The 26,429-nt window shown below is 71.0% G+C and carries 26 protein-coding genes; 12 read left to right on the forward strand and 14 right to left on the reverse strand.

Features of this window, described 5'->3' with window-relative positions:
* The first annotated feature begins 170 nt into the window (after nucleotides 1-170).
* The 4 genes from ACQF4J_RS18625 to ACQF4J_RS18640 all read left to right on the forward strand — a co-directional run bounded on the left by ACQF4J_RS18625 (nucleotide 171) and on the right by ACQF4J_RS18640 (nucleotide 3,332).
* Nucleotides 171-338: a hypothetical protein gene (locus ACQF4J_RS18625; RefSeq protein ID WP_351581941.1), complete on the forward strand. Its 168-nt coding sequence runs from the start codon at nucleotides 171-173 to the stop codon at nucleotides 336-338.
* The gene (locus tag ACQF4J_RS18630; RefSeq protein ID WP_351581939.1) at nucleotides 335-1,018 is read left to right on the forward strand and encodes a cytochrome b N-terminal domain-containing protein; all 684 of its coding nucleotides are present in this window, start codon (nucleotides 335-337) and stop codon (nucleotides 1,016-1,018) included. The genes ACQF4J_RS18625 and ACQF4J_RS18630 overlap by 4 nt, the downstream gene beginning before the upstream one ends.
* A 26-nt stretch (nucleotides 1,019-1,044) precedes the next feature.
* Nucleotides 1,045-1,992 (forward strand): hypothetical protein, encoded by a 948-nt coding sequence (locus tag ACQF4J_RS18635; protein WP_351581934.1) that lies wholly within the window; start codon nucleotides 1,045-1,047, stop codon nucleotides 1,990-1,992.
* 239 nt (nucleotides 1,993-2,231) lie between these two features.
* Nucleotides 2,232-3,332: a serine hydrolase domain-containing protein gene (locus ACQF4J_RS18640; RefSeq protein WP_351581932.1), complete on the forward strand. Its 1,101-nt coding sequence runs from the start codon at nucleotides 2,232-2,234 to the stop codon at nucleotides 3,330-3,332.
* A gap of 49 nt (nucleotides 3,333-3,381) precedes the next feature.
* On the opposite strand, the gene ACQF4J_RS18645 is transcribed toward ACQF4J_RS18640, so the two are convergent.
* On the reverse strand, nucleotides 3,382-4,422 hold the full coding sequence (locus tag ACQF4J_RS18645; RefSeq protein WP_142142140.1) for an NAD(P)-dependent alcohol dehydrogenase: 1,041 nt from the start codon (nucleotides 4,420-4,422) through the stop codon (nucleotides 3,382-3,384).
* Between the two features lie 192 nt (nucleotides 4,423-4,614).
* On the opposite strand from ACQF4J_RS18645, the gene ACQF4J_RS18650 reads away from it, so the two are divergent.
* Nucleotides 4,615-5,544, forward strand: a complete 930-nt coding sequence (locus tag ACQF4J_RS18650; protein ID WP_351581930.1) for a helix-turn-helix domain-containing protein — start codon at nucleotides 4,615-4,617, stop codon at nucleotides 5,542-5,544.
* Between the two features lie 53 nt (nucleotides 5,545-5,597).
* Here the strand turns inward: ACQF4J_RS18650 and ACQF4J_RS18655 are convergent, their stop codons facing one another.
* The 7 genes from ACQF4J_RS18655 to ACQF4J_RS18685 form a co-directional block, all read right to left on the reverse strand.
* Nucleotides 5,598-6,110 carry a hypothetical protein gene (locus ACQF4J_RS18655; protein WP_351581928.1) on the reverse strand — a complete coding sequence of 171 codons (513 nt, stop codon included), beginning with the start codon at nucleotides 6,108-6,110 and terminating at the stop codon, nucleotides 5,598-5,600.
* A gap of 21 nt (nucleotides 6,111-6,131) precedes the next feature.
* Complete coding sequence (locus tag ACQF4J_RS18660) at nucleotides 6,132-6,905, reverse strand: group II truncated hemoglobin (RefSeq protein ID WP_351581926.1); 774 nt, start codon at nucleotides 6,903-6,905, stop codon at nucleotides 6,132-6,134.
* Between the two features lie 103 nt (nucleotides 6,906-7,008).
* Nucleotides 7,009-10,305, reverse strand: coding sequence for a S8 family peptidase (locus tag ACQF4J_RS18665; protein ID WP_351581924.1), 3,297 nt, complete (start codon nucleotides 10,303-10,305; stop codon nucleotides 7,009-7,011).
* A gap of 210 nt (nucleotides 10,306-10,515) precedes the next feature.
* Complete coding sequence (locus ACQF4J_RS18670; RefSeq protein ID WP_351581922.1) at nucleotides 10,516-11,199, reverse strand: ABC transporter ATP-binding protein; 684 nt, start codon at nucleotides 11,197-11,199, stop codon at nucleotides 10,516-10,518.
* A 49-nt stretch (nucleotides 11,200-11,248) separates the two neighbouring features.
* Entirely contained in the window at nucleotides 11,249-12,721 is a 1,473-nt protein-coding gene (locus ACQF4J_RS18675; RefSeq protein ID WP_427166203.1) for an ABC transporter permease, read from the reverse strand.
* Nucleotides 12,722-12,876: 155 nt separating this feature from the next.
* Entirely contained in the window at nucleotides 12,877-14,142 is a 1,266-nt protein-coding gene (locus ACQF4J_RS18680; RefSeq protein ID WP_351581919.1) for a L,D-transpeptidase, read from the reverse strand.
* Between the two features lie 207 nt (nucleotides 14,143-14,349).
* Entirely contained in the window at nucleotides 14,350-14,694 is a 345-nt protein-coding gene (locus ACQF4J_RS18685; protein WP_351581917.1) for a hypothetical protein, read from the reverse strand.
* A 130-nt stretch (nucleotides 14,695-14,824) separates the two neighbouring features.
* Here ACQF4J_RS18685 and ACQF4J_RS18690 point away from each other — a divergent pair, with 130 nt between their 5' ends.
* Together ACQF4J_RS18690 and ACQF4J_RS18695 are read left to right on the forward strand one after the other, a co-directional pair.
* Nucleotides 14,825-15,118, forward strand: coding sequence for an LPXTG cell wall anchor domain-containing protein (locus ACQF4J_RS18690; RefSeq protein WP_427168597.1), 294 nt, complete (start codon nucleotides 14,825-14,827; stop codon nucleotides 15,116-15,118).
* Between the two features lie 42 nt (nucleotides 15,119-15,160).
* Nucleotides 15,161-15,967 (forward strand): hypothetical protein, encoded by an 807-nt coding sequence (locus ACQF4J_RS18695; RefSeq protein WP_427166204.1) that lies wholly within the window; start codon nucleotides 15,161-15,163, stop codon nucleotides 15,965-15,967.
* Between the two features lie 36 nt (nucleotides 15,968-16,003).
* Here the strand turns inward: ACQF4J_RS18695 and hutH are convergent, their stop codons facing one another.
* From hutH to ACQF4J_RS18710, 3 genes are all read right to left on the reverse strand, one after another.
* Entirely contained in the window at nucleotides 16,004-17,542 is a 1,539-nt protein-coding gene (gene hutH / locus ACQF4J_RS18700) for a histidine ammonia-lyase (RefSeq protein ID WP_351803130.1), read from the reverse strand.
* Nucleotides 17,543-17,633: 91 nt separating this feature from the next.
* Nucleotides 17,634-18,782, reverse strand: coding sequence for a GGDEF domain-containing protein (locus ACQF4J_RS18705; protein WP_351581911.1), 1,149 nt, complete (start codon nucleotides 18,780-18,782; stop codon nucleotides 17,634-17,636).
* A 90-nt stretch (nucleotides 18,783-18,872) separates the two neighbouring features.
* The gene (locus ACQF4J_RS18710; RefSeq protein ID WP_351581909.1) at nucleotides 18,873-19,673 is read right to left on the reverse strand and encodes an enoyl-CoA hydratase-related protein; all 801 of its coding nucleotides are present in this window, start codon (nucleotides 19,671-19,673) and stop codon (nucleotides 18,873-18,875) included.
* 229 nt (nucleotides 19,674-19,902) lie between these two features.
* On the opposite strand from ACQF4J_RS18710, the gene ACQF4J_RS18715 reads away from it, so the two are divergent.
* Nucleotides 19,903-20,751, forward strand: a complete 849-nt coding sequence (locus ACQF4J_RS18715) for a hypothetical protein (protein ID WP_427166206.1) — start codon at nucleotides 19,903-19,905, stop codon at nucleotides 20,749-20,751.
* A 5-nt stretch (nucleotides 20,752-20,756) separates the two neighbouring features.
* Here ACQF4J_RS18715 and ACQF4J_RS18720 read toward each other — a convergent pair whose 3' ends face one another.
* Together ACQF4J_RS18720 and ACQF4J_RS18725 are read right to left on the reverse strand one after the other, a co-directional pair.
* On the reverse strand, nucleotides 20,757-21,863 hold the full coding sequence (locus ACQF4J_RS18720; RefSeq protein WP_351581905.1) for an adenylate/guanylate cyclase domain-containing protein: 1,107 nt from the start codon (nucleotides 21,861-21,863) through the stop codon (nucleotides 20,757-20,759).
* 105 nt (nucleotides 21,864-21,968) lie between these two features.
* On the reverse strand, nucleotides 21,969-22,829 hold the full coding sequence (locus ACQF4J_RS18725; protein WP_351581903.1) for a biotin--[acetyl-CoA-carboxylase] ligase: 861 nt from the start codon (nucleotides 22,827-22,829) through the stop codon (nucleotides 21,969-21,971).
* A 111-nt stretch (nucleotides 22,830-22,940) separates the two neighbouring features.
* On the opposite strand from ACQF4J_RS18725, the gene ACQF4J_RS18730 reads away from it, so the two are divergent.
* The 4 genes from ACQF4J_RS18730 (at nucleotide 22,941) to ACQF4J_RS18745 (ending at nucleotide 25,635) form a co-directional block, all read left to right on the forward strand.
* Complete coding sequence (locus ACQF4J_RS18730) at nucleotides 22,941-24,524, forward strand: acyl-CoA carboxylase subunit beta (protein WP_351581899.1); 1,584 nt, start codon at nucleotides 22,941-22,943, stop codon at nucleotides 24,522-24,524.
* Between the two features lie 9 nt (nucleotides 24,525-24,533).
* Entirely contained in the window at nucleotides 24,534-24,743 is a 210-nt protein-coding gene (locus ACQF4J_RS18735; RefSeq protein WP_351581897.1) for an acyl-CoA carboxylase epsilon subunit, read from the forward strand.
* 111 nt (nucleotides 24,744-24,854) lie between these two features.
* Nucleotides 24,855-24,983, forward strand: a complete 129-nt coding sequence (mmpB, locus tag ACQF4J_RS18740; RefSeq protein WP_107416103.1) for a morphogenic membrane protein MmpB — start codon at nucleotides 24,855-24,857, stop codon at nucleotides 24,981-24,983.
* Nucleotides 24,984-25,014: 31 nt separating this feature from the next.
* Complete coding sequence (locus tag ACQF4J_RS18745) at nucleotides 25,015-25,635, forward strand: Maf family protein (RefSeq protein ID WP_427166209.1); 621 nt, start codon at nucleotides 25,015-25,017, stop codon at nucleotides 25,633-25,635.
* On the opposite strand, the gene ACQF4J_RS18750 is transcribed toward ACQF4J_RS18745, so the two are convergent.
* Nucleotides 25,604-26,098, reverse strand: coding sequence for a hypothetical protein (locus tag ACQF4J_RS18750; protein ID WP_427166210.1), 495 nt, complete (start codon nucleotides 26,096-26,098; stop codon nucleotides 25,604-25,606). The genes ACQF4J_RS18745 and ACQF4J_RS18750 overlap by 32 nt on opposite strands.
* Nucleotides 26,099-26,429: the final 331 nt, after the last annotated feature.

The raw sequence follows: 26,429 nt of genomic DNA on the forward strand, positions 1-26,429 counted from the left end.
GTACGGGCGGGCCGCCCGGTACGACGGCCCGCGCACCCCGGGAACACCCTCCCGTTGCTCCTTTCGGCCCACTGCCGGTCCGGCCCGGATGCCTGTCGCTCCATGAGGCGCTTGGCTGGTCATGGGCGGCACCGGGAAGGACGGGAAGTCGGATGATGACAGTCACGGGAATGCCGGGGGGCCGAGCGCTCGCCGCGCCGGTCGACCTGAACGGGACCGGGCACTACGTGCACTGGGGCGTGATCCAGCTCTCGGTAGCGAACCTCGTGGTCATCGGTGTGATGGTGGCCGTCTTCGTCCTCGCCCTGCTGCTGCCGTTCCCCGGAGGCCGCAAATGACCGGGCCGCGCGGACACGAGTCGGCCTCGGGCGGCTGGACGGGAGCCGTGCGGCGGCGCGCGGTCGCGGCCCTGCCCCCGGACAAGCTGCTGCCGGACACCCAGCCCGCCTACCTGACCTCATGGCTCTACGTCTTCGGCGTACTCACCCTGACCTCGCTGGTCGTGGTGCTGGCCACCGGTGGGGTACTCGCGCTGAAGGGGCCCGCGTGGTGGCACGTCTCGGACACCGGGAAGTACGTGAACAGCCTCCACCTGTGGAGCGTCGAGCTGTTCATGTTCTTCATGGTCGTCCATCTGTGGGGCAAGTTCTTCATGGCCGCCTGGCGCGGCCGGCGGGCCCTGACCTGGATCACGGGCGTGGTGTGCTTCCTCACCTCGATCGGGACCGCCTTCACCGGCTACCTCGTCCAGCAGAACTTCGACTCCCAGTGGATCGCCGGGCAGGCGAAGGACGGCCTCAACTCGGTCGGTATCGGCGCCTTCTTCAACGTTCTGGACTTCGGGCAGATGCTGATGTGGCACATCGTGCTGCTCCCGTTCGTCCTCGCGCTGCTGACGGCCTGGCACCTCCTGCTGGTACGGCTGCGCGGGATCGTGCCGCCGATCGGGGCGGCCGATCCCGCGGACGGTTCCCGCGCCGCGTCCGGGCCCGTGCCCGCGGAGGGGGAGGCGTCGTGACGGGCCGACGACGGGGGAGGTCCGCGGTGCCGGACCCGGCCGGCTTCCCCACCCGGTCGTACGACCTGGTCAAGGAGTTCACGATCGCCCTGGTGGTGGTCGCGGTCCTCACCGCCGCCCTGGCCGCCGTCTTCTCCTCGCCCGACGACAGGCCGGTGACCCTGGCCTCCTGGTCGCGGGCCGACGGCGCGGACTTCACGGCGACGGCGGCCGCCGAACTCGGCGGCACCAGCGGGACGGCCGAGTACGGGCCGCCGTACAACCACACGCCCGGCGCGGCGCAGAAGCTCGGTCCGCTCGGGCTGCAGAGCGCCGCCGGGGTCCGCATCCCGATCGACACCGCCGAGGACTTCGTCCTGCGTCCGCTGGCCAGCGCTCCCGAGCCGCCCGGTGTCCGCACCGCGCTCGCCGCCTGGGCCGCGGCTCCGGCCGCCCGGCAGCAGGCGTGGACCAAGGCCTACTCCGACGCGCTGGCCAAGGCCCCCGGCGGCGATCCCGCCAAGGTCGCGGGCGGCGGCTTCGGCCCGGTCCCGGTCCTCATCACGCGTCTTCTCGAACTGGCCAGGTCGGGTGCCCTGGACGGGCAACTGCAGGCGGAGGGGAAGTTCTACGAGACCGACTACACCCGCCCCCTGCTGTTCCTCTCCGACGGCTCCTACCTGGAGACCCTCGCCCGCGCCCAGCACCTGGGCGGGGACCAGTGGGGAATGATGAACGAGACGGGCGACTACCCGGGCCAGGCCTGGCTGTGGCTCTACACGTTCTGGTACCAGATCGACCCGTTCAAGTCGTCCGGCAACGCGGACGCCCTCGTCTGGGGCCTGATGGCCCTGCTCAGCCTGGCCCTGATGCTGGTCCCCTTCATCCCCGGCGTACGGTCCATCCCCCGCTGGACACGCGTACACCGCTTGATCTGGCGCTCGTACTACCGCACCGCCGGTCGCTCCGGCGCCGGTGACGATTCCCTTGGGTGAACCCCGGGAAGCGGGGATCACGGCCGCGTGAAGGGCCGGCTTCTCACCCTCCGGGCAGACCACCGCCGTCGCGACCAGCAGTGACGTATCCCTGTGGACCCGGGCCACGCCCGACGGACCCGCCGACAGCGCCGAGACGGAATCCTGATGGACGCGGACGAGGGTCGGACCGCCACCGGACCGGCGGTGGCCGCAAATTCGGTTGCCCCCCGCGGTTCGCTTGCGGGCTAATGCCATGCATGGCTGACATCCAGGGGTCCTACGACGATCTGTTCACCGCTGTGCCCAGTGCGCTGGCCGAGTTGCTGGACGGTGGGGACGTCGGGGGCTCGGTGGCGGTGTTCGTGGACGGGGTGCCCGTCGTGGACGTGTGGGGCGGGTTCGCCGACGCCGGTCGTACGGTGCCCTGGCAGCGTGACACGGTCGTCGGCGTCTACTCCGTGACCAAGACGATGACCGCGTTGTGCGCGCTGATCCTGGCCGACCGGGGCGAGCTGGACCTGGACGCGCCCGTGGCCCGCTACTGGCCGGAGTTCGCCGCGCTCGGCAAGGAGAAGGTGCTGGTGCGGCATCTGCTGTCGCACACCGCGGGGCTGCCCGACTGGGACGGCCCGGTGGAGGAGCTGTACGACTGGGCGTCCGCCACGGCGCGGCTCGCCGCGTCGGCTCCGCAGTGGGAGCCGGGCACCGCGGCCGGATACCACTCGCTCACCCAGGGGTTCCTCGTCGGCGAGGTGGTGTGGCGGGTCAGCGGGCGCAGTGTGGGTGAGTTCTTCGCCGAGGAGGTGGCCGGGCCGCTGGGCGCCGACTTCCACCTGGGGCTGGGCGCCGAGCACGACCGGCGGCTGGCGCTGACCGTCCCGCCACCGGGGCGGGACGAGGACTACACGGCCAGTGCGCCGGGCAACGAGGCCGCTCCCGGGACCGCCCTGCGGGTCCGCGACGGCAACAGCGTCGCCTGGCGGCGCGCGCAGATCCCGGCGGCCGGCGGCTTCGGCAACGCCCGTTCGGTCGCCCTCGTGCAGTCGGTGATGGCCTGCGGGGGGACGGTGGGCGGGGTGCGGCTGCTCTCGGCGGCCGGCTGCGCGCGTGCCTGGGAGGAACAGTTCAGCGGGGACGACCTCAGGCTGGGCATGCCCGTGCGCTGGGGGCTGGGCTACGGGCTGTTCGGCAGTACGTACGGGTGGGGCGGCTGGGGCGGCTCGCTCGTCATGATCGAGCCCGAGGCGCGGATGGTGGTCGCGTACGTGACCAACCAGATGCGCGAACCGGCCGGTGACAACCGGGGGCTGGAGATCGTCATGTCCGCCTACGACGGGCTCACGGGTCTGCGGGGCTAGGACCCCGTTCCCGTCCTCACCGCGGTGGGGACGGGAACGGGCACCGCGGTCAGATCGTCGACGTGTCGATCACGAAGCGGTAGCGGACGTCGCTGGAGAGCACCCGCTCGTACGCCTCGTTGATCTGGTCCGCGCCGATCAGCTCGATCTCGGCGCCGAAGCCGTGCTCCGCACAGAAGTCCAGCATCTCCTGGGTCTCGCGGATGCCGCCGATGCCGGAGCCGGCGAGGGTCTTGCGGCCGCCGATCACCGAGAACAGGTTCAGCTTGACGGGCTCCTCGGGCGCGCCGACGTTCACGAAGGCGCCGTCGGTCCGCAGGAGGGACAGGTAGGCGTCCAGGTCCAGCGGGGCCGAGACCGTGGAGAGGATCAGGTCGAAGGTGCCCTTGAGCTCCTTGAAGGTGTTCTCGTCGCTGGTCGCGTAGTAGTGGTCGGCGCCCAGCTTCAGGCCGTCCTCCTTCTTGCGCAGGGACTGCGAGAGCACCGTGACCTCGGCGCCCAGCGCGTGCGCGATCTTGACGCCCATGTGGCCGAGGCCGCCCATGCCGAGGATCGCGACCTTCTTGCCGGGGCCGGCGTTCCAGTGGCGCAGCGGGGAGTACGTGGTGATGCCGGCGCACAGCAGCGGGGCCGCCACGTCGAGGGACAGGGCGTCGGGGATGCGGACGACGTAGTTCTCGTCCACGACGATCTTCTCGGAGTAGCCGCCGTAGGTGGGCTCGCCGTCCTTGCCGACGGCGTTGTACGTGCCGACGCCGCCGCCGGTGCAGTACTGCTCCAGGCCCGCCTTGCAGTTGTCGCACTCACGGCAGGAGTCGACCAGGCAGCCGACGCCCACGCGGTCGCCGACGGCGAACTTGGTGACGCCGGGGCCGACCTCGGAGACGATGCCCGCGATCTCGTGGCCGGGGACCATCGGGAAGATCGCCTCGCCCCAGCCCTCGCGGGCCTGGTGGATGTCGGAGTGACAGATGCCGGCGAACTTGATGTCGATCAGGACGTCGAACTCGCGGACCTCGCGGCGCTCGATGGTGGTGCGCTCCAGGGGAGCCTTGGCGGCGGGTGCGGCGTATGCGGCAACGGTGGTCATGCCGGAAATCTCCTCGGGGGGTCCGTGCCCGGCTGTCTTCTGTCCGACGGTCCGGCTGTCGGTCCGTCCGGGCACGCAGTCCAGCGTGCCCCGAAGATCGGGCCTCACCCAGCCCACGCCTCTGCGTACGTCCGCCGTGCCTACCACTGGCGGGGTCAGGCTGGTGGACGTACGACCATGCATCCTTGACGTATGGACGACTACCCCGACGCCGCACAGGAGCCCGTGGGCGTGACCGGCGGGGCCCTCGACCGGCGCGCCGAGCTCAGCGAGTTCCTGCGGACCCGGCGGGCCCGGCTGAAGCCGGAGGACGTGGGGCTGCCGGACTTCGGACGGCACCGGCGGGTGCCGGGGCTCAGGCGCGAGGAGCTGGCTCAGCTGGCGGGCGTCTCGGTGGCGTACTACACCCGGCTGGAACAGGGCAACGGGCGGAACGTGTCGGCGGAGGTCCTCGACGCCATCGCGCGGGCGCTGCGCCTGTCCGACGCCGAGCACTCCCACCTCACCCACCTCGCGAAGCCGAAGCAGCACAAGAAGAAGCCGGCCGCGCGGACGCAGGCGGTCCGCGGGTCGCTGAGGCAGCTGCTGGACACCCTGGACGGAGTGCCGGCGTACGTCTCGGGGCGGTACTCGGACATCCTCGCCTGGAACCGGATGGCCGCGGCTCTGTTCGGCGACTGGGGCGAGCTGCCGGCGCATGAGCGCAACTGGGCGCGGCTGGTGTTCCTCAACCCGGCCTACCGGGAGCTGTTCGTGGAGTGGGAGCAGAAGGCGTCCGACATCGTCAGCTTCCTGCGCATGGAGGCGGGCTGCTTCCCCGACGACCCGCGGCTGTCCGCGCTGGTCGGCGAACTCTCCGTGAAGAGCGAGGAGTTCCGGCGGCTGTGGGCGACGCACGACGTGAAGGAGAAGGGTCACGGGGTCAAACACCTGCACCATCCCCTGGTCGGCGACCTGATCCTCAACTTCGAGGCGTTCCGCCCGGCCGACGACGACGGGCAGGCGCTGACCACGTACCACGCCGAGCCGGGCTCCCCCTCGGCGGAGGCGCTGCGGCTGCTGGCGAGCTGGGGCACGGACGCCACCCGGGCGGGCAAGGGATCGGCGGCCCCCAAGCCGTGACCGGCGGGTGAGCAGGCGGCGGCCCCCAGCCGTGACCGGCCAGCCGGGTGCCGTCAGTCGTCGACTCCCAGGTCCTGCCTCATCAGCCGCCGCATGGCCGACAGCCGGGGCTCGACCTCCTTGAGGTCCACCAGCGCCTGCTCCGGGCTCTCGCCCTCCCGGGCCAGTCCCCGGTCGAGGCGCTTGACCTCGGCGTCGATTCCGGCGAGGACGACGTTCACGGACCTGGAGGCCTGCAGGATCCGCTCGGGCACCACCATCTGCGCCTCCGCGTACCGGTCGCGGTAGTCGCGGCGGGCCTCCTCCAGCTGGTCCCGTTCCTGTTCCGTGTAGACGCCGTCGCGCAGCCGGTGCAGGGCGTCCTTGAGGAGGGTGTGGAACTGGCGGGAGGCACGGTTCATGGCCGTGTAGGCGGCCCGCCGCTCCTCGAACAGCCGCCTGTGCTCGGCCCGTCCGGCCTCCTCCGCCCGCTGCCGGGCGGTGAGGCGCTGGCTGAGGACGGGGGCGAAGAGCGTGCCGAGGACACCGACGACGGCAGTGATCATGGCGGTCACGGCGGCGGTCATGCCGCGACCTTAGTGGACATGTCATTCGCCCCGGTACGGCGGCATCGCCCCCCACCCCCACTTCGGCACCGGCTGCGGCGCCGGCGGCTTCGCGTCCGGGGCGGAGAAGTGCACGGCGAGGCGGGTGCCCCACTCGACGTAGGCCAGGAACGCCGAGCGGAACTCGGCGTCCGTGGGCAGGCCCGCGTCGTCCGCGGCGTCCTGGATCAGGTTCACCCAGCGCCGCCGCTGCGGCTCGGTGATGTGCTTGCCGACGTGCTTGGCGACCATGTGGCCGTGGCCGCCCAGGTTGAGGGAGTAGGCGGGCGGGCCGCCGAAGACCTCGCCGAGCCAGAGGGCGACGTGTTCGGCGTGGTCGGGGGGCAGGTCGGCGAAGAGCGGTGCGAGGAGGTCGTCCTTGCGGACCTTGTCGTAGAAGACCGAGGTCAGGCGGGAGAAGGCGGGGGCGCCGCCCGCCCAGTCGTACGGCGTCGGCAGGGACGAGCCCGTGCCCCGTACCGCCGTCGGCTTGTAGTGGCGCATCTCCTCGATGTTCTCCACGTACGGGCGGATCTCGGCGAGGAAGGGCGGGAACAGCTCCGATTCGCGGAAGCCCTCCATGTGGTCCTGCGTCGAGGTCCACACGATGCGCAGGATGTAGTGCTCGAAGTCGTCCTCGCAGCGAGCCAGTTCGTAGTCGACGCATTGCGGGGCGGCCGCCAGTTCGGCCGCGGCCCGGGTGTAGGCGGCGAGGAACTCCGCCGAGCGGTCTTCCGGGATGCGGTAGCGGATGTACTCGACGGTCTGTGTGGTCATGCCTCAACCGAAACACGAACGCCCGCCGGAGGGGGTGCCTCCGACGGGCGGTTCGCTATCGGCTCACCGGCCCGAGCACCGGCTCACTGGCCGAAGCATCGGCTCACTTGCCGAAGTAGGCGTCGTAGATCGTCACCGACGACTTGTTGTTCTTCTTGTCGGTGATGTTCGCCCGGAAGGAGATGGACTTGCCCTTGGCGGGGTTCTTCACCTTGATCTTGCCGCCGGTCACGGAGACCTTCGTCCAGTTCTTGCCGGAGTCGTAGGACACGTACACCGTCAGCGACTTGAGGTTGCGGCCCTTGGCCGCGCCCTCGACGGCGACCGGGAAGGTGACCGTCTTGCCGGCCTCGACCTTGTTGTCCAGGCCGGTGGCCGCCTTGAAGCGGACGGTGGAGGCGGGCAGCGTGGCCACGTCGCCGGAGGCCGGCTTCTTGGAGCCGAAGGTCCAGCTCGCGTCGATGCGGGTGGAGGCGCCCGCGATGTCGGCGCTACGCCTGACCGAGGTGGTCAGCTTGTAGTCGGCCTGGCCGGCCGGGACCGTGAACTCCTTGTTGCCGAAGAGCGGGTCGTCGTTCGTGCCGATCTGGGTGCCGTTGCGGTACAGGGTCGTCTTCACCGAGGTGAAGTCGGAGGAACCTGCGTGGCCCGCCCCGTCGGTGAACAGCGGCACGAAGCCGTAGATGCTGTTGCCGTCGCGGTAGAGCCCGAAGTCGGCGCTCAGGTGCGGGCCGAAGACCGCGGTGTTGAAGGTCTTCGTGTACTTCTGGCCCGCCTTGAACAGCTGCGAGGGACCGAGCGTGTAGTACGCCTCCGGGATCGGCAGTCCGTCCGCGTCGTGGCCCTTGTACTGCTGGAAGTCGAACGACCACTTGATCTTGTCGACGGTCGAGAGGTGGACCGTACGGGTGCCGGGCAGCGTCTGCTCGATGGGGTTGGCGATGACGACGTCCTCGGGGAACTCACCGAGCGGCATGAGCCCGCCGGTCTTGCCGGGGGCGCCCGCGCCGAGGCCGTTCTTCACCGTGGCGAACTCGGAGGCCTTGAAGTGGCGGACCTTGTCACCGGTGATCTTCTTGACCTTGGCGGTGGTGGCAGCGTCGTACTCGGCGCCCGCGCCCTTGCTCCACTGGCCGCTCCAGGTCTGCTGCAGGCCCGAGACCTCGCCGCCGAGAGGTGCCATGCGCACGTCGGCGAAGGACTGCAGACCGAGGCCGAAGCCGATGCCCGCGGCCTCGTAGAAGTAGTCGATCGTGCCGAGCTGCTGCTTGGCCTGGGCGTCCGGCACCGTGATGTCGGCCGCCTTCGTCTTCCGGGCGTCGATCGTCACCGAGGTGTCCTTGGTGACGTTCAGGCTCGGCTGGACCAGCCAGTCGATGCCACCCTCGAAGTTCACGAAGTCCTTCGCGATCCAGGCGTCCAGCAGGTACTTGCCCTTGGGCACGCGCACGGTCGTCGTACCGGAGGCGTCGACGCTCACCTGGTAGCCGCGGCCCTCGGCGAGACCCGAGTAGCCGAACAGGATGGTGTTGTAGTCGCCGGTCGGCTTTCCGTCCCGCCCGATGTGCTTGACCTTGACGTTGTACGACTCGACCTCGCGCTGCACGGCCGCGGCCGTACGGACGCTCTGGCCGCCACCGGTCGCCGTCACGTACGCCGAGTACGCGCCGTCGAGGGTGCCGCCGAGCTTGGTGTTCACCGTGACGTCGACCGATGCCTTGCCGCCCGCGGGCACGGTGACCTTGGTCGCGCCGAGCTTGAAGAAGCCCGCGGGGGCCGCCTGGCCCTTGGGGTTCGTCGCGGTGACCGCGAGGCTCAGCGTGACGTCCTTGGTGCCGAGATTGCGGTAGGTCAGCTCCTTGGTGACCGGCTTGTCGTCGGTGTGCGGCCACTGCTGCACACCGAAGCCCACCGACACCGGGTCGGCGATCACGGACTGGGTGATGGCCTTGTCGACCGCGATACGGCCCGAACCCTGCTGGAACGGCGTGTACTTGCCGCCCTTCGCGGAGCCGGTCAGCGCGCCCTTGAGCTCGCTGAACTTCCAGTCCGGGTGCTCCTGCTTGAGGATCGCCGCCGCACCCGCGACGTGCGGGGTCGCCATCGACGTACCGGAGATGGTCAGGTAGCCGGGCGGGTTCTCGCCGACCTCCTGGTCGATGACGCTGCCCTTGGCCGCGGCGGCCGTGATGTCCACGCCGGGGGCGGTGACGTCGGGCTTGAGGGCGCCGTCGACGGTCGGGCCGGTGGAGGAGAAGTCGGCCAGCTTGTCCTTGTCGTCGACCGCGCCGACGGTGAGGGCGTCCGCGGCGCTGCCGGGCGAACCGACCGACTCCGGGCCGGAGTTGCCCGCGGCGATCGCGAAGAGGATGCCCTTCTCCTCGGACAGCTTGTTGACCTCGGCCTCGAGCGGGTCGATACCGGGGGTGTCCTGGCCGCCGAGGCTGAGGTTGACGACGTCGGCGCCCTGCTCGGCCGCCCACTCCATGCCGGCGAGGATGCCGGAGTCGTCGCCGCTGCCCTCGTCGTCGAGGACCTTGCCGTTGAGGATCTTGGCGTCGGGGGCGACGCCCTTGTACTTGCCGTTCGACTTGGCGCCGGTGCCGGCCGCGATCGAGGCGACGTGCGTGCCGTGCCCGAAGTGGTCGGTGGCGTCGGCCGCCGTGGAGAAGTTCTTGGACGCGATGACCTGGGTCTTCAGGTCCGGGTGGGTGGCGTCGACACCGGTGTCCAGGACGGCGATCTTGACGCCCTTGCCGGTGTAGCCCTTCGCCCAGGCCTTCGGGGCGCCGATCTGCGGCACGGACTTGTCGAGGCTGGCCCTGCGGGTGCCGTCGAGCCAGACGTGCGCGATGCCGGAGGCCGTCCTACCGCCGGTGGTGACGGCGTCCCACAGCTCGGGCGTCTCCTTCTGCGGGGTCTGCACGGCGTCCGCGTTGAGGGACCTGAGGGTGCGCCGGAGGGTTCCCGCGTCCCGTACGTCGGCCTTGGCGGCCGTGGCCGCGCCCTGGTAGCCGACGATGACCTTCAGGCCCTTGGCCTGGGACTTGCGGGTCGCGGACTTGTTGAGTTCGGTGATGTCGAACAGCCGCTGGTCGACCTTGCCGGCCGCGACCAGTCGGACCGCGTCCGCCGGGACGACGAGCGTGTGCCCGGCTTCCTTGCGTATCTGGACGGGTATGTGCTCGCGCCCCTTCGCCCGCTCCAGGCCGACGACGCGGCCCTTGGAGTCGACCAGGACGCGGTCGCCGGTGATCAGGGTGATGCGGTGCTTGGACGTGAGCTGAGTCTCGGGGGCGGTCGAGGACCGCTCCGCCTTCGCCGACGCCGGGCTGGTCATTCCCGCCGCCAGTGCCACCGCGGCCGCCGTGGCGACGGTGGCCGCGCATGCTCTTTTCACTTGTCTGCGCAAGTCTCCCCCTGGAGATGAGGTTCCGGGCGAATTCCCCGTTCACCCGGGCGGGGGTGGTCTCGTACGCAAGCGCGTACACCCCCCGGAATACGGAGTATGCCGGGGGGTGATCTGACACCTCAATAGGTGAGAGGAAGGTGAGAGAGGGCCGTCGGGACTGTTACCCACTGGGCCCAACTCCGTTACAAACTCGTCGAGTTACGCTCCCGCGTTCTCCTTGACAGTGAGCTTTCCCTTGCGGATCGTCGCCAGCCGCGGGGCCTTCCGCGCGATCGCTGAGTCATGGGTGACCATGATGAAGGTCAGCCCCAGCTCCTTCCACATGCGCTCCAGTACGTCCATGATCTCGTCGCGCATCGACTCGTCGAGGTTGCCGGTGGGTTCGTCGGCGAGGAGCACCTTCGGCTGCTTGACGAGGGCACGGGCGATGGCGACGCGCTGCTGCTGGCCTCCGGACATCTCGGAGGGCAGGTGTCCGAGCCGCTCACCGAGCCCGACGGACCGCAGCGCCTCGGCCGCCCTGTCGCGCCGGTCCTTCACCTTCACCCCGAGCGGTACGAGAGCGGTTTCCACGTTCTCCTGGGCGGTCAGGGTCGGGATCAGGTTGAAGCTCTGGAAGACGAAGCCGATGTTCTCGCTGCGGACCTTGGTCAGCCGGGCCTCGGACAACTTGGCCAGGTCGGTGCCGTCGAGGCTGACCTCACCGGCGGTCGGCCGGTCCAGGCCGCCGAGCATCTGCAGCAGCGTGGACTTGCCGCCGCCGGTGGGGCCCTGGATGACCAGCCGGTCCCCGTCGGCGATGGAGAGGTCGACGCCGTCGAGGGCGTCGACGGTGTCCTTGCCCCGGGTGTAGCGCTTGGTGACGTTTCTGAGTTCGTACATGGGGGCTCCTGAGAGGGAGGAGGGTCGGGGTGGTGCGCGTGGTGGTGCGCTACTCGACGCGGCGCAGTGCGTCCGCCGGGCGCAGTCGTGACGCGCGCCAGCCGCCGAAGGCGCCCGCGATCAGTCCGCCGGCCACCGCGAGGGCCACCGCCAGCACGATGGTCGTCACGCTCACCGGCGCGGTGAGGGCGACCTCGAGCGTCTTCGCGGCCTGCCGTCCCGGCCCGCCGAAGCCCCCGCCGGGACCACCGCCACCGGGGCCGCCGGCATTGCCGCCGCCCCCGCCCAGCTGCGCCTGCAGCGTGGGACTCACGGACGTCACGACGTAGGCGCCGGCCAGGCCGAGCGCGATGCCCAGCGCACCGCCCAGCAGCCCGTTGACCATGGCCTCGCCGACCACCTGCCGGGTGACCCGGCCCGACTTCCACCCCAGCGCCTTCAGCGTGCCGAACTCCCGCACCCGGCGCGAGACTGCCGAGGACGTCAGCAGACCGGCGACCAGGAAGGCGGCCACCAGCACGGCGATCGACAGCCACTTGCCGACGTTCGTGGCGAGGGAGGACGCCGTGGACAGGGAGCCGGAGACGGTCTTCGCGAGGTCCGTCGACGTCGTGACCGTCGTGCCGGAGACGTTCTTCTGGATGGTCGACTTCACGGAGTCGATCTGCTGGGAGTCGGTCGCCTTGACGTAGATCGTGGTGACCTTGTTCTTCTCGCCGGCCAGCGTCTGCGCCTGCTTCAGCGGGATGTACAGGTTGGCCGCCGCGTCACCGCTGTCCGCGGTCGCGATGCCGATCACCTTGTACTTGACGCTCTTGACGGTGACGGTCGAACCGACCTTGTACTTCTTCTCCTTGGCGTACGCCGAGTCGACGACCGCGACCTTGGCGTCGGTCTCCGTCGCCTTGAAGGTGCGCCCGCTGGTGATCTTCGACGAGGTCAGCGGACCGAGGGCGGTGCGGGTGACGTCGGTGCCGTAGACCGTGTACTGGTTGAGGCTGAAGTCGGCGCCGCCGCCGCGCACTTCGCCCTGCGGCCGGCCGCTGCCGCCGCCGTTGCCGCCCGGGAAGCCCTGGTTGCCGCCGGAGTTCTGGTTCTGCTGGAACTGGCCGCGGGTGAACTGGCCGCTGACCTTGACCACGTTGAGGCTGAGGCCGCCCACCGCGGACGAGACGCCCTTCTGGTCGCCGACCTTGCCGACGGTCGAGGAGGCCAGGGTGGTGAAGCCCTGCACCATGACCCGGTCGCTGCTCTGCGTCGCGTCGTCGTCGTTGCCGCGCGCGTCGAACTGGAAGCGCGGACGCTGTGAACTGCTCGCGGTCGGCGTCGCCGCCTTGGTGACCGTCATGTCCGTCCCCAGGCCGTAGAGCGACTGGAGAACCTTGTCCTGTGCCTTCCCCATGCCGTTGGACACGGAGTTGACCACGATGACCAGTGCGATACCCAGCGCGAGGCCGGAGGCGACGACGAGGGCCGCCTTTCTGCGGCGGCGCAGTTCGCGCCTCAGGTAGGTGAAGAACATGCGCCGCAAGGTAGGTACGGCGCGTGATGACTGGATAAGGCAGCCATAAGAGCTGCATGAGAAGGCTGTGACCGGGCCCGGAAACACCGATGCCGCCCCTGGGGGGCGGCATCGGAAAGCTGTACGGCGCCTGTGGGTTCGGGCGCCCGAGGGGATCAGACGGCCGAACCGGCCTTCCAGTCCGCCCAGCTCAGGTTCCAGCCGTTGAGGCCGTTGTCCGGCTGCACGGTCTTGTCGCCGGTGTTGGAGACGACCACGACGTCACCGACGATCGAGTGCGTGTACATCCAGTAGGCCGGCGTGCTCGTGTCGTTGGCGCCCTTGGTGTCGGACAGGCCGACACAGCCGTGGCTGGTGTTCACCGAGCCGAAGATGGACTTCGCGCCCCAGTAGTTGCCGTGCAGGAAGGTGCCGGAGTTGGTGAGCCGGATGGCGTGCGGCACGTCCTTGATGTCGTACTCGCCCTTGCCGTCGTCGTCGGTGAAGCCCACGGTCGCGCCGTTCATGCGCGTCTCCTTGAACTTCTCGGACATCACCATGATGCCGTTGTAGGTCTTGTTCTGCGGCGAACCGGCCGAGATCGGGATGGTCTTGACGACCTTTCCGTCCTCGGTGACCTTCATCTGCTTCGTCTTGGCGTCGACGTAGGAGATCTGGTTGCGGCCGATGTGGAAGGTGACCGTCTTCTGCTGCACGCCGTAGACGCCCTGGGCGCCCTCGACGCCGTCGAGCGCGAGCTTCAGCGTGACGGTGGAGTTCTCCTTCCAGTAGGTCTCGGGGCGGAAGTCGAGGCGGTTGGCCCCGAACCAGTGCCCGACGACCTCCTGGCCGCTGCTGGAGCTGACCGTGATGCCCTTCTGGACCGCGGCCTTGTTGGTGATGGCCTTGTCGAAGTTGATCGACACCGGCATGCCCACACCGACGGTCGAGCCGTCCTCCGGCGTGAAGTTGCCTATGAAGCTGTTGGACGGGGAGACCGTGGTGAAGGAGGCGTTCTCGTGGGCCTCCAGCCCCTTGGAGTCCTTCGCGGTGGCCGCCAGCTTGTAGGTGGTCGAGCGCTCCAGCTGGCCGTTGGGCTTCCAGCTGGTCTTGTCGGCGGACAGGGTGCCGGGCACCGCGGTGCCGTTCGCGGTCGTCATCGTCACGTTCGTGAGCGTGCCCTTGCTGACCGTGACGGCGGCGGAGTTGTTGATGGAGGCGTTGTCCGAGCCGTCCTTGGGCGTGATCTTGATGTCGGCCTCGGAGGTCTTCTTGGCAGCCGCCTCGTCGGCCTTGGCCTGCGAGGTGTCCTTGCTCTTGCCGCCGGAGGCGCTGTCACCGCCGCCGGAACAGGCCGAGAGCACCAGAACCCCGCCGAGCAGTGCGGACGCGACCGTCAGGCCCCTGCGCCGCCTACTGTTCGTCATCACACGCTTCTCCATCGTTGCCGATTTTCCCCAGAACCCCGAGAGTCCCCGTTGACGGGCCCCTGAATCACAGAACTTCAGCCGTCAACGAACATCAACGCTACGACCGGTCGCTTCCGTTCCACATGCCTGAGATGTGTGGGGCACACCACGTCCACCGGGGTCGGGACGACGAAACCCCGGACGGCGCTCGCCGACCGGGGTCCCGTTCGCCCAGGCGGATCAGCCGACGCCGTCCTCCTCGTCATCTTCGTCCACATCATCCTCGTCGAGGTCCCAGTCCGGCGAATCGGGGTCGTAGTCGATGGCCTCGGTGGACCAGGAGGCCTGCGCGAGCTCCACCCCGGGCACGGCGTTGACCAGGTCGAACGGATCGACGAGATACGCGAGCGCCTCCGCGGTGTCTTCCGTCACAGCGCCCTCGGCGTGCGCGCGTTCGTCGTCCGGCATCTCGCTCTCGCCGGCGATCCGCTGCAGCGCGGCCTTGGTGACGCCCTCGGCGTCGCCGATCTCGAGGACGAGTTCCACCCGAAGGCGGACAAAACGTGATGTCTCTTCAGTGCTCATGGCGCGAGCGTACGACTCAAACCTCCCGTGACTTTCCCGTGACCCGCGCCTTTCACTAACATCGCTCCACACGGCCAATTCGCCAGCGCCACAAGGGGATCGATATTCCGTGTCATCCGCTCGCCGTCCGTTGCTGACCGCCACCGCCGCAGGCACCCTGCTGGCGGCCCTGTGGTTCGTCCCGTCCGCCAACGCCTCCCAGGCCGGCCCGGCGAGAACCCAGCCCTCGACGGTGACGACGACGCAGGCCAGGGCCACCTCGCAGCTCGGCGACAGCGGGACCACCACGTCCGCGGACGACACCGAGCTCGCCGACACCGGCAGCATCGACACCACTCCGTACGTCGTCGGCGGGACGTTCTTCCTCACGCTGGGTGCCGGTTTCGTCGTCTACTCGGTCCGCCGGGAACGCCTCGGCTTTTAACTCGCTTGACTCTTCCTTGGTGTGGACTTCATAGTCCGGATCATGAAGAGATCATCGGGCGTGCGTATGGCCGCCACGGTCACCGTGAGCGCGCTGTCGCTCGCCCTTGTCACGGGTTGCGGCGGGAATTCGGGTTCCGACTCCGGTTCCTCGGACGCCGGGGGTTCCGCGTCCACCGCGGCCGCGAAGGCGTACACCGCGGCTGAGCTGCGAGAGCTGATCGTCACCGCTCAGGACCTCGACGGATACGACGTCAAGTCGGCGGACACGGGCGGGAAGTTCGCCGCCTCCAAGGACGCGGTGACGGTCACCGACGCCAAGTGCGCGCCCCTCGCCCACGTCCTCACCGGCTTCGCGCCGGGCGACGACGAGAAGGCGTACGTCAACCGGATGGTGACGGAGAAGAGCGAGAAGCCCTCCTCCACGAGCACCTCCGACGAGAGCCTCGAAGACCTGGAGAAGAGCCTGCGGGACATCATGGGCTCGACGATGACGATCGTCTCGCTCTCCTCCTACGACGGCGCGGGAGCGGAGAAGACCATGAAGTCCGTGTCGGACGCGGTCGCCGGCTGCGCGGGCGGGTTCACGATCGCGGCGCAGGGCCAGGACACGCAGAAGTTCACGAAGGTCGTCGCGGAGAAGTCCTCCGGGACGGGCGAGCGGTCGGTGGCGTTCGAGGCGACCGGCAAGGTCGAGGGCGACACGCAGACGGTGCACGGCGAGGTCGTGCGGCACGGCTCCACGATCGCCACGTACTACTCGATCAGTCTGGCCGCCCTGGCCGGCGAGAAGAGCGAGTACTCGATCCCCGCCGAGGTGATCAAGGCCCAGGCGGCCAAGCTCAAGTGACGGACCGGGGCCCCGCCGGGGCGGGGCCCCGACCGCTCACTGCAGCGGTCCGGTGACCGTCTCCACCGCGGCCACCAGCCTGCCCTCCCGCACGAAGGCGTCCGCCGCGGCAAGGTCGGGCGCGAGGAACCGGTCCGGGCCGGGACCGGCGACCCCCGCGGCCCGCGCGGCGTCGATGGCGGCCCGCGAGGCGGGGGCGGGGGTCAGCCCGTCCCTGAGCTCGATGGCGCGGGTGGCGGCGTACAGCTCGATCGCGACGACCCGCGCGAGGTTGCCGACGGCGGTGCGCAGCTTGCGCGCGGCCGACCAGCCCATGGAGACGTGGTCCTCCTGCATCGCGGAGGACGGGATGGAGTCGGCGGAGGCCGGTACGGCGAGCCGCTTCATCTCGCTCACCAGGGCGGCCTGCGTGTACTGGGCGATCATGAGCCCGGAGTCGACGCCGGGGTCGTCGGCCAGGAACGGCGGCAGGCCGTGGCTGCGGTTCTTGTCCAGCAGCCGGTCGGTGCGACGCTCGGCGATGGAGGCCAGGTCCGCGGCGGCGATGGCGAGGAAGTCCAGGACGTAGGCGACGGGGGCGCCGTGGAAGTTGCCGTTGGACTCGACCCGTCCGTCGGGCAGGACGACGGGGTTGTCGACGGCGGAGGCCAGCTCCCGCTCGGCGACGAGCCGGGCGTGCGCCATGGTGTCCCGTCCGGCGCCGGCGACCTGGGGGGCGCAGCGCACCGAGTAGGCGTCCTGGACGCGCGGGGCGTCGTCCTGGTGGTGACCGGTCAGGCCCGAACCCTTCAGTACGGCGAGCATGTTCGCGGCGCTGGCGCCCTGCCCCGGGTGCGGGCGGATGGCGTGCAGTTCGGGGGCGAGGACCTTGTCGGTCCCGAGGAGCGCCTCCAGCGAGAGGGCGGCGGTGATGTCGGCCGACTTGTAGAGCATGTCGAGGTCGGCGAGGGCCATGACCAGCATGCCGAGCATGCCGTCGGTGCCGTTGAGGAGGGCGAGGCCCTCCTTCTCGCGCAGCTCGACGGGGGCGATCCCGTGCTCGGCGAGGAGCTCGCCGGCGGGCCGGACGACGCCGTCGGGGCCCTCGGCCTCCCCCTCGCCCATGAGCGTGAGGGCGCAGTGGGACAGCGGGGCGAGGTCGCCGGAGCAGCCGAGCGAGCCGTACTCGTGGACGACGGGCGTGATCCGGGCGTTGAGCACGTCGGCCATGGTCTGCGCGACCTCGGGCCGCACCCCGGTGTGCCCCGAGCAGACGGTCTTCAGCCGCAGGAACATCAGCGCCCGTACGACCTCCCGCTCGACCCGCGGCCCCAGGCCGGCGGCGTGCGAGCGGACGATGTTGCGCTGCAGCTGGGCCCGCAGCTCCTGGCTGATGTGCCGGGTCGCCAGGGCGCCGAAGCCGGTGCTGACGCCGTAGACGGGCTCGGGCTTGGCCGCCAGCGCGTCCACGATCTCCCGGGCGGCGGCGAGGGCCGCCACCGCCTCCGCCGACAGCTCGACCCGGGCACCGCCGCGCGCCACGGCGAGAACGTCGGACGCGGTCACCCCGGACGTCCCCACCACCACAGTGTGCATATCCATATTCAGGAGCGTACGCAGTGAAGACGAGGATGTCACTACTGGGTGGGCGGTACGCCCCTTACAGGAAGTGCGGCTGCGCGGGATGTCAGTCCTGCCGTCCCCGGAAGCGCCGCCGTTCGACGGGCAGCGTCGGCGACGGTTCGTCCGCCAGTCGCACGACGGGGTCGTCGGGCCCCTCGCGGCCGGCCACCACCGGCTGCCCCGCGCGCAGCGCCTTCGCGCGGTACTGCGCGGCGTCCGCGAGGCGGAACAGACGGCGGGCCGAGCGGACGGGGCCGATGGGGTCCTGCGTCGACGCGACCCCGCACGCCACCCCCTCCCCCAGCTCCAGCTCGGCGGCGCGACGGCACAGTTCGTCGGCCGCCTTGACCACCTGGTCGGCGGCCGGCCCGACGGCCAGCAGACAGAACTCGTCACCGCCGAGCCGCGCGGCGAGCGCGCCCGGCAGCATGGCGCCGCACAGGGAGAGGACGGAACCGAAGCGCTCGAGGAGGCGATCGCCGACGGCGTGCCCCCGGGTGTCGTTGACGCGCTTGAGCCCGTTCAGATCGCAGACCACGAGACTGACCACCGTCCCGTCCGCGCGGTGCCGCTCGACGGCCTCGTCCAGCCGCGCGTCGACGGCGCGGCGGTTGGCGAGCCCGGTCAGGGCGTCGGTGTAGGCGAGCCGCCGTACCTCCTCCAGCCGCTCCGCCTGGGCGATCCCGGCGGCGACGACGGCGGCCAGCACGGTGGCGAAGTCCGCGTCGGCCCGCTCGAAGACCGGCACCCCGAAGCGCCGGGCGACATACAGCTCGCCCCAGGCCCGCCCGTTCAGCACGATCGGCGCGACGACACAGCAGCCCCGCCCCCTGCGGCGCAGCGCGGCGACCCGCTGGTGGACGTACCCGGGCCGGCGCCCGGCCGCGGGCCCCTCCGCCGTCTCCACCCACGCGTTGGGCTCACCGCCCCCGGCCCACCGCTCGTGCAGGAACTCGGTGATCTCGGGGAACTGGTGCACCGGGTACGACTCGTCCTCCGGGAACTCGTCCTCGCCCGCGGCCCGCTCCCCCACATTGACGAGGACCTTCAGCCGCCCCAGTTCCCGCTCCCACACCGACAGCGCGGCGAAGCTGCCGCCCAGCGCCCGGCACGCCCCGGTGGCCGCCGCGCGCCACGCATCGCGCGCACCCTGGGCCGCAGCCATGCCCTGAGCCAACGCGACGACGGCTGCGAGCCGCTTGTCCTCACCCATTAATCCAGGTTAGGGAGGTTTATAGGGTTTCGTTCCGTTGGCGCGGCGGGAGGGTGACCGGCTCTCCGTGGACCCGCCCCGACCCCGTCCTCACTCCCCCGGCCACTGCGGCTTCCGCTTCTCGTTGAACGCCGCCACACCCTCCGCCCGGTCCCCGGAGAAGGCCACCGAGCGCCACGCCGCGTCCTCGACCTCCAGGCCGGCCCGCAGATCCAGGCCGTGGCCGAGGCGCAGGGCCCGCTTGGCGGCGCGCAGGCCGACGGGCGAGTTCACGGCGATGCGGGACGCCAGGGCGAGCGCCTCCTCCGTGTCCCGCCCCTCCTCCACCAGCCGGTCCACGAGCCCCAGCTCCGCCGCCTCCGCGGCCTCCAGGCGCCGTGCCGTGAAGATGAGCTCGGCGGCCCGCGCGGCACCGATCCGGCGCGGCAGGAGCTGCGTACCGCCGCCGCCGGGGATGACTCCCACCGAGACCTCCGGCAGCCCCACCACCGCCGTGCGGTCGGCCACGATCAGGTCGCACGACAGGGCGAGCTCGAATCCGCCGCCCAGGGCGAAGCCGTGCACGGCGGCGATCGTCGGCACGGGCAGCTCCAGTACGCCGGTGTAGGCGGCGCGCGCGACGGGCCGCTGGCGCACCAGGTCGGCGTCTGTGAAGGAGTTGCGCTCCTTCAGGTCGGCGCCGACGCAGAAGGCGCGCTCGTGCGTGGAGGTCACCACGACGACCCGCACGTCCCGGTCGGCCCCCAGCGCCGCGCACGCCGCCGCGACGGACCGGGCCATCTCGGTCGACACGGCGTTCATGGCCTTCGGCCGGTCGAGGGCGAGCTCCGCGACATGCCCCTGCCCGTGCCGCCGTACGACGACGAACTCCCCGAACCGCTCCTCGCTCATGACACCCTCCGGTTAACGCGGGTTAACAGTGCTCGGCCCGATCATCGCAGGACGCACGCGACAGGGGAAAGAGCCGACGGCGGCGGCCGGGCGCCCGTTCCCGCGCACCCGGCCCGAGACCCCGTTCGAGTGACATCCCGCCCAACTCCCCTCCCACCGCCCACGAGAGCGCATAACGTGCGTCCGCCACGGCGCACAGGGGACGCGAGCGCATCGGGGAGGGACCGGGATGGCAAAGACGACGCAGCCACCGACCAGGCCGGAGAGCGCGCGAGCGGCGGAGCGCGAGGCCACGTCTCGTCCTCCCGACCGCCTCCCTCCGGGCGACCACGCCGTCGACCGGCCTGATGTGCCGCTCGACGGCGGCCGGCAGCGCGATCGGGCCGGGGAGGCGGCCCCCGCGGGCACCCGGAGGGTGGCCGTACCACCGGGCCTCGCCGGAGACCGGGCCCGGGAAACGGCACCCGCGGCCACCGGCGTCGAGACCGTACCGCCCGCCCTCCCCGGCCCCCGGCTCTTCGGTGCCCGTGTTCGGGGGCGGCATCGCAGGCCCCGGCCCCGCAAGGTGCTGTTCGCCGTCGGCGGGCTCGCTCTGGCCGCCGGGGCGCTCAGTGTCGTACGGATGGTTCCCGGGCCGGGCAGCGGTGTGCCCGGGACTGCCGGGGCGGAGCCGCGGGAGGACGTCGGCGGCGGGGTGAGCGACGGGGCGACGAACGCGGCGGCCACCCTCCCGGCCGCCCTCGGCGTCAGCCCGTCGGCGACCTCGGTCATGGGCGGCGTGAGCGCGACCCCCACGGCGGGCCCGAGCCTCGCCTCCGGGCCGGCCACCAGCGCGGCGACACCGGCGCCCGAAGTCTCCGCGACCCCCGGCACCCCGGACCCGCCGGACATGACCACCATCCCCGAGGCACCCAACACGCCCGCCCCCTCGACGGCGGCGCCCCGCCCGCCCGCGACCACTCCGGCCGCCCCGCACCCGGGCCGCAGCACGTCACCGTCGTCCCCCGCCCCGCAGCCGGGCGAGCCCGGTCTGTGCGTGCCGGTCGTCGGTCTGTGCGTGGGCCCGCTCGGGCACTGACGCGCCTACGCCTCCTGCGCCCGCCGGGTGAGCAGCCACGGCTCGACCACGCCGAGCCCGCGCACCGGTCGCTGCCACATCGGCTGGAGTCCGAAGCGGTAGACCGGCGGCTCCTCGCCCTCCTTCTCCGCCGCGGCCGCGGCCTCGGCCGCCTCCGCCTCGGAGGCCGGCGCCTCCGCGGTGCGGATCAGCTCCTCGGCGAAGGCGCTGTCGACCAGGACGGCGTCCCGGGGAGCTATCGAGGTCAGCCGGGAGGCCAGGTTCACCGTCGTACCGAAGACATCGCCCATACGAGTGGTGACGGTGCCGAAGGCGATGCCCACCCGCAGCTCCGGCATCGTCTCGTCGTTCGCCATCGTCTCGATGAGACGCAGCGCGATCTCCGCGGCCACCCCGGCGTCGTCCGCCGAGTACAGCACCTCGTCGCCGAGCGTCTTGACCAGCCGTCCGCCGTGCGCTGCCACCAGGTCGGCGGCCGTCGTCTCGAAGGCCTCGACGAGCTCGCCGAGTTCCTCCTCCTCCATACGGCGGGTCAGGCGGGTGAAGCCGACCAGGTCGGCGAAGCCGACGGCCAGGCGCCGGTCGACCATCTCCTCGTCGTCGGCCGCCTGCACGACCCGGCCCGCCGAGGCGGCGAGCTGGCGGCGCCAGACGTAGACGAGGAACTCCTCCAGCTCGGGCAGCAGCAGCTCGACGATCGGGTACGTCACCTCGGTGCGGGTCATGCCCGGCTCCGGGGGCTCGGTCAGGCCCTCCAGGAAGGAGTCGATCTGCCACTCGGCGAGGCGGGCCGTGGTCTGCCCGGTGGACCGGGCCACCTGCACGGCCATCGCCTCGCTCAGCAGGCCCGCCTCGACCAGGCCGGACAGCCGGCGCAGCGCGAGGACGTCGGCCTCGGTCAGCGCCTTGGCCTGCCCGATGTCCGCGAACCCCATGGCCCGCCAGAACCGGGTGGCCAGCTCCACCGACACGCCCGCGCTGCGGGCCGCCTGGAAGGGGGTGTAGCGCCGCTCGGCGCCGAGGATCAGGTGTTCCAGACGCAGGGCGAGCGGGTCCTCGCCGGGGTCGGCGGCGTCCGCGCCCTCGCCAGAGCCGGTGTCGTCGACGGTCACGCCTGCTGCCCTTCCGATCTGCCGCGGTCACGTATCGACCGGCCTCAACTGTACGGCAGGTGTGCGCCAGCTCACTCCGTAAGGTGGGACCGAAGACGGGTCTTCTCAGGCAGGTCGCAGGTGGACGATGTCTCCGGCCCCCACCGGCTCCTGCACGCCGTCCTCGGTGGCGATCACCAGCCTTCCGTCGCCGTCCACCGCCACCGCCTCCCCCACGATGGACCGGTCGCCCGGCAGCTCCGCCCGGACCGTCCGTCCCAGCGTCGCGCAGCCCGCCGCGTACGTCTCCTGCAGGCCGCTCTCCGCGGGATCGCCGCCGGCGTCCCGCCACCGCCGGTACCACTCCTCCAGCGACCGCAGCGCCGCCCGCAGCAGGGGATCGCGGTCCGTGCTCACCGCTCCGGCGAGGGCCACGGAGCCCGCCGTGGGAACCGGGAGTTCGTTCTCGCGCAGGGTGACGTTGATGCCGACACCGACGACCACTCCGTGGTCCCCGGCCCGCTCCGCCAGGATGCCCCCGGCCTTGCGTTCCTCGCCGCCGATGGAGACCAGCAGGTCGTTGGGCCACTTGAGTGTCGTGTCCACCCCTGCCGCACGTGCCAGCCCCGTCGCCACCGCGACCCCGGTGAGCAGCGGCAGCCACCCCCACCTGGCCACCGGCACCTCGCTCGGCGTGAGCAGCACGGAGAAGAAGAGCCCGGAGCGGGCCGGTGCCGTCCACTGCCGGTCGAGACGGCCCCGCCCGGCGGTCTGCTCCTCGGCGACCAGGACCGAGCCCTCGCCCGCCTTGCCGGCCTCGGCCAGGGCGACCAGGTCGGAGTTGGTGGAGCCGGTGCGCTGCACCACCTCCACCTCGCGCCACAGCCCGCCCTCCCGCACCAGTCCGCGCCGCAGCGCGACGGCGTTGAGGGGAGGCCGGTCCAGATCGGACCAACGGCTGTCGTCTGATGCATCTCGCGGCGTCATGCAAGCCACCCTAGGTGTGTGAAACGCCGCACTGCTGATTCGTAGGGGCACCACTACTCTACGGATGAGTAACCGTCCCCCCTTTTGAGCAGGCAGGGAGCCGCGATCCCGATGTCCGAGCCGGAAGAGATCGACATCCACACCACCGCGGGCAAGCTCGCGGATCTTCAACGCCGCATCGAGGAAGCGACGCACGCCGGCTCCGAGCGCGCCGTCGAGAAGCAGCACGCGAAGGGCAAGTTGACGGCCCGTGAGCGCATCGAGCTGCTGCTCGACGAGGGTTCCTTCGTCGAGCTCGACGAGTTCGCCCGGCACCGCTCCACCAACTTCGGCCTCGAGAAGAACCGCCCCTACGGCGACGGCGTCGTCACCGGCTACGGCACGGTCGACGGCCGCCCCGTCGCCGTGTTCTCGCAGGACTTCACCGTCTTCGGCGGCGCCCTGGGCGAGGTCTACGGCCAGAAGATCGTCAAGGTGATGGACTTCGCGCTGAAGACCGGCTGCCCGGTCATCGGCATCAACGACTCCGGCGGCGCCCGCATCCAGGAGGGTGTGGCCTCGCTCGGCGCCTACGGCGAGATCTTCCGCCGCAACACCCACGCCTCCGGCGTGATCCCGCAGATCAGCCTGGTCGTCGGTCCCTGCGCGGGCGGAGCCGTCTACTCCCCCGCGATCACCGACTTCACGGTGATGGTCGACCAGACCTCGCACATGTTCATCACCGGCCCGGACGTCATCAAGACGGTCACCGGCGAGGACGTCGGCTTCGAGGAGCTCGGCGGCGCCCGCACCCACAACTCGACCTCCGGCGTGGCCCACCACATGGCCGGGGACGAGAAGGACGCGATCGAGTACATCAAGCAGCTGCTGTCGTACCTGCCGTCCAACAACCTCTCCGAGGCCCCGGTCTACCCGGAGGAGGCCGACCTCACCGTCACCGACGAGGACCGCGAGCTCGACACCCTCGTCCCGGACAGCGCCAACCAGCCGTACGACATCAAGACGGTGATCGAACACGTCCTGGACGACGCCGAGTTCTTCGAGACCCAGCCGCTGTACGCGCCGAACATCGTCACCGGCTACGGGCGCGTGGAGGGCCACCCGGTCGGCATCGTCGCCAACCAGCCGATGCAGTTCGCCGGCTGCCTGGACATCAAGGCGTCCGAGAAGGCGGCCCGCTTCGTGCGCACCTGCGACGCCTTCAACATCCCGGTGCTGACCTTCGTCGACGTCCCCGGCTTCCTGCCGGGCGTGGACCAGGAGCACGACGGCATCATCCGCCGCGGCGCCAAGCTGATCTACGCCTACGCCGAGGCCACGGTCCCGCTGATCACGGTCATCACCCGCAAGGCCTTCGGCGGCGCCTACGACGTCATGGGCTCCAAGCACCTGGGCGCCGACCTCAACCTGGCCTGGCCGACCGCCCAGATCGCGGTCATGGGCGCCCAGGGCGCGGTCAACATCCTGCACCGGCGCGCCATCGCCGAGGCGGACGACGTCGAGGCCATCCGGGCCCAGCTGATCCAGGAGTACGAGGACGCCCTCCTCAACCCCTACGTCGCGGCCGAGCGCGGCTACGTCGACGCCGTGATCATGCCGTCCGACACCCGTCAGCACATCGTCCGCGGCCTGCGCCAGCTGCGCACCAAGCGCGAGTCGCTGCCGCCCAAGAAGCACGGCAACATCCCCCTCTAAGGAGTCGCTGTGAACATCAAGGTCGTACGGGGCAACCCGACCCCCGAGGAGCTGGCCGCCGCCCTGGCGGTGGTCAGGGCCCGCGCGGCAGCGGCGTCCGCCGTGACACCGGATGCCGCGCGGCCCCGCGACTCCTGGTCCGACCCGTCCCGCATCGCAACCCACCGCCTGCCCCAGCCGGGCCCGACGGCATGGACCCGCACCTACTGGCCGGGCTGACCGCAGCCACCCAAGGGGCGCGGGGAACCGCGCACGGTAGGACGACCCGGGGCGCCAACTTGAGTACCCGTACTCAGGCGCCCACCCCGCCCCCAGCCGCACGCTGGTGGCATGCTCTGGTCGGACCCCGAGAACGAACCCCCCGAGGAACTGCGCGACACGCAGGACATGTTGCGCAGACTCGGGGTTCTCATGGCCCTCGCCATGGTGCTGGCGATGATCGTGATCGGCCTGAGGTGAACCCCGGCACCCGCGTCGATACCCTGGCCCCATGACCGATCAGCCCCGCCGCCGCCTCATCCTCGCCTCCCAGTCCCCCGCCCGGCTGGGCCTCCTGCGCCAGGCGGGCATGGATCCCGAGGTCATCGTGAGCGGGGTGGACGAGGACGCCGTCAGCGCGCCCACCCCCGCCGAACTGGCCCTCGCCCTGGCCGAGGCCAAGGCCTCCGTCGTCGCCGCCCGCCCGGACGCCCACGGCGCCGTCGTGATCGGCTGCGACTCGGTCCTGGACCTCGACGGCGAGGCGCTGGGCAAGCCCGCGGACGCGGAGGAGGCCACGGCGCGCTGGAAGGCGATGCGCGGCCGGGCCGGCACGCTCCAGACCGGGCACTGCGTCTACGACACCGTCACCGGCCGCTACGCCTCCGGCACGGCCTCCACGGTCGTCCGCTTCGGCGACCCCACCGACGAGGAGATCGCCGCGTACGTCGCCTCCGGAGAACCCCTCTACGTCGCCGGAGCGTTCACGCTGGACGGCCGCAGCGCGCCGTTCATCGACGGCATCGACGGCGACCACGGCAACGTGATCGGCCTCAGCCTGCCCCTCGTGCGCAGGCTGCTGGCTCAACTGGGCGTGGGCATCACGGAGTTGTGGGCGCCGGTGGAGGGGTGACGGGAGCGACCCCGTCACCGTCGCCCTCGGGCGCCGGCGCCTGCGCGGGCGGAGCCGCGTCGGCGGGTTCGACCGGACGGTCGTAGGTCATCAGCAGCAGCACGATCAACGCCAGTACGACCACCATGAACGTGAACGCCTGCCAGCCCACCAGCCCCCACGCGAACGCGCCCAGCAGGCCGTGCACGACGGCCGCGCTGACGAGCAGGACGCGGCCGAAGCCGGCCGGGGGACGGTTGCGTGCGGCCACCAGCAGCGCGACCAGGCCGCACAGGGCGAAGTAGAGGCCGAAGAGGATGCCGCCGATCTTCGACGACAGGGACATCATGTCCGGGTCGAGTCCGGCGAGCGACATGTCCTGCCGGTCGACGACGACCCCCAGGAACCAGTTGAGCGCCGCGACGCCGAGCGCCTCGACGAAGAGCACGACCGCCACGACCCACGCCACCGGTCTGCGCACCACCGGGCCACCCCTTCACGTCCGTTCGATACATCGCGAACGCTACTAACGGGTAAACCGCGGGACAAGGGTTCGGCGGGCGGCAAAGAATCGTTGGGCCATTCGTAGGGACTCCACAAAGAAACTGAGTGGCCCGCAGCACGCTCTCACAGAGACCTTGACCACATCAGAGGGCTAGGGTTGCCGGGAGGAGCCCTGCACACCAGGGTGCGACAAGGGATTTCACGGGTCGAGCAAGCCTCGAATCACGCTCCGTGTGGGCAAGCTCACCATTGGGGACGGGTCGAAGTGCCTCGTCGGCTGTCCCTAAACTCGGCTTGTTTCAAGGAGGGAG

Source organism: Streptomyces sp. C1-1, from assembly GCF_050214755.1.
Classification (GTDB): Bacteria; Actinomycetota; Actinomycetes; order Streptomycetales; family Streptomycetaceae; genus Streptomyces.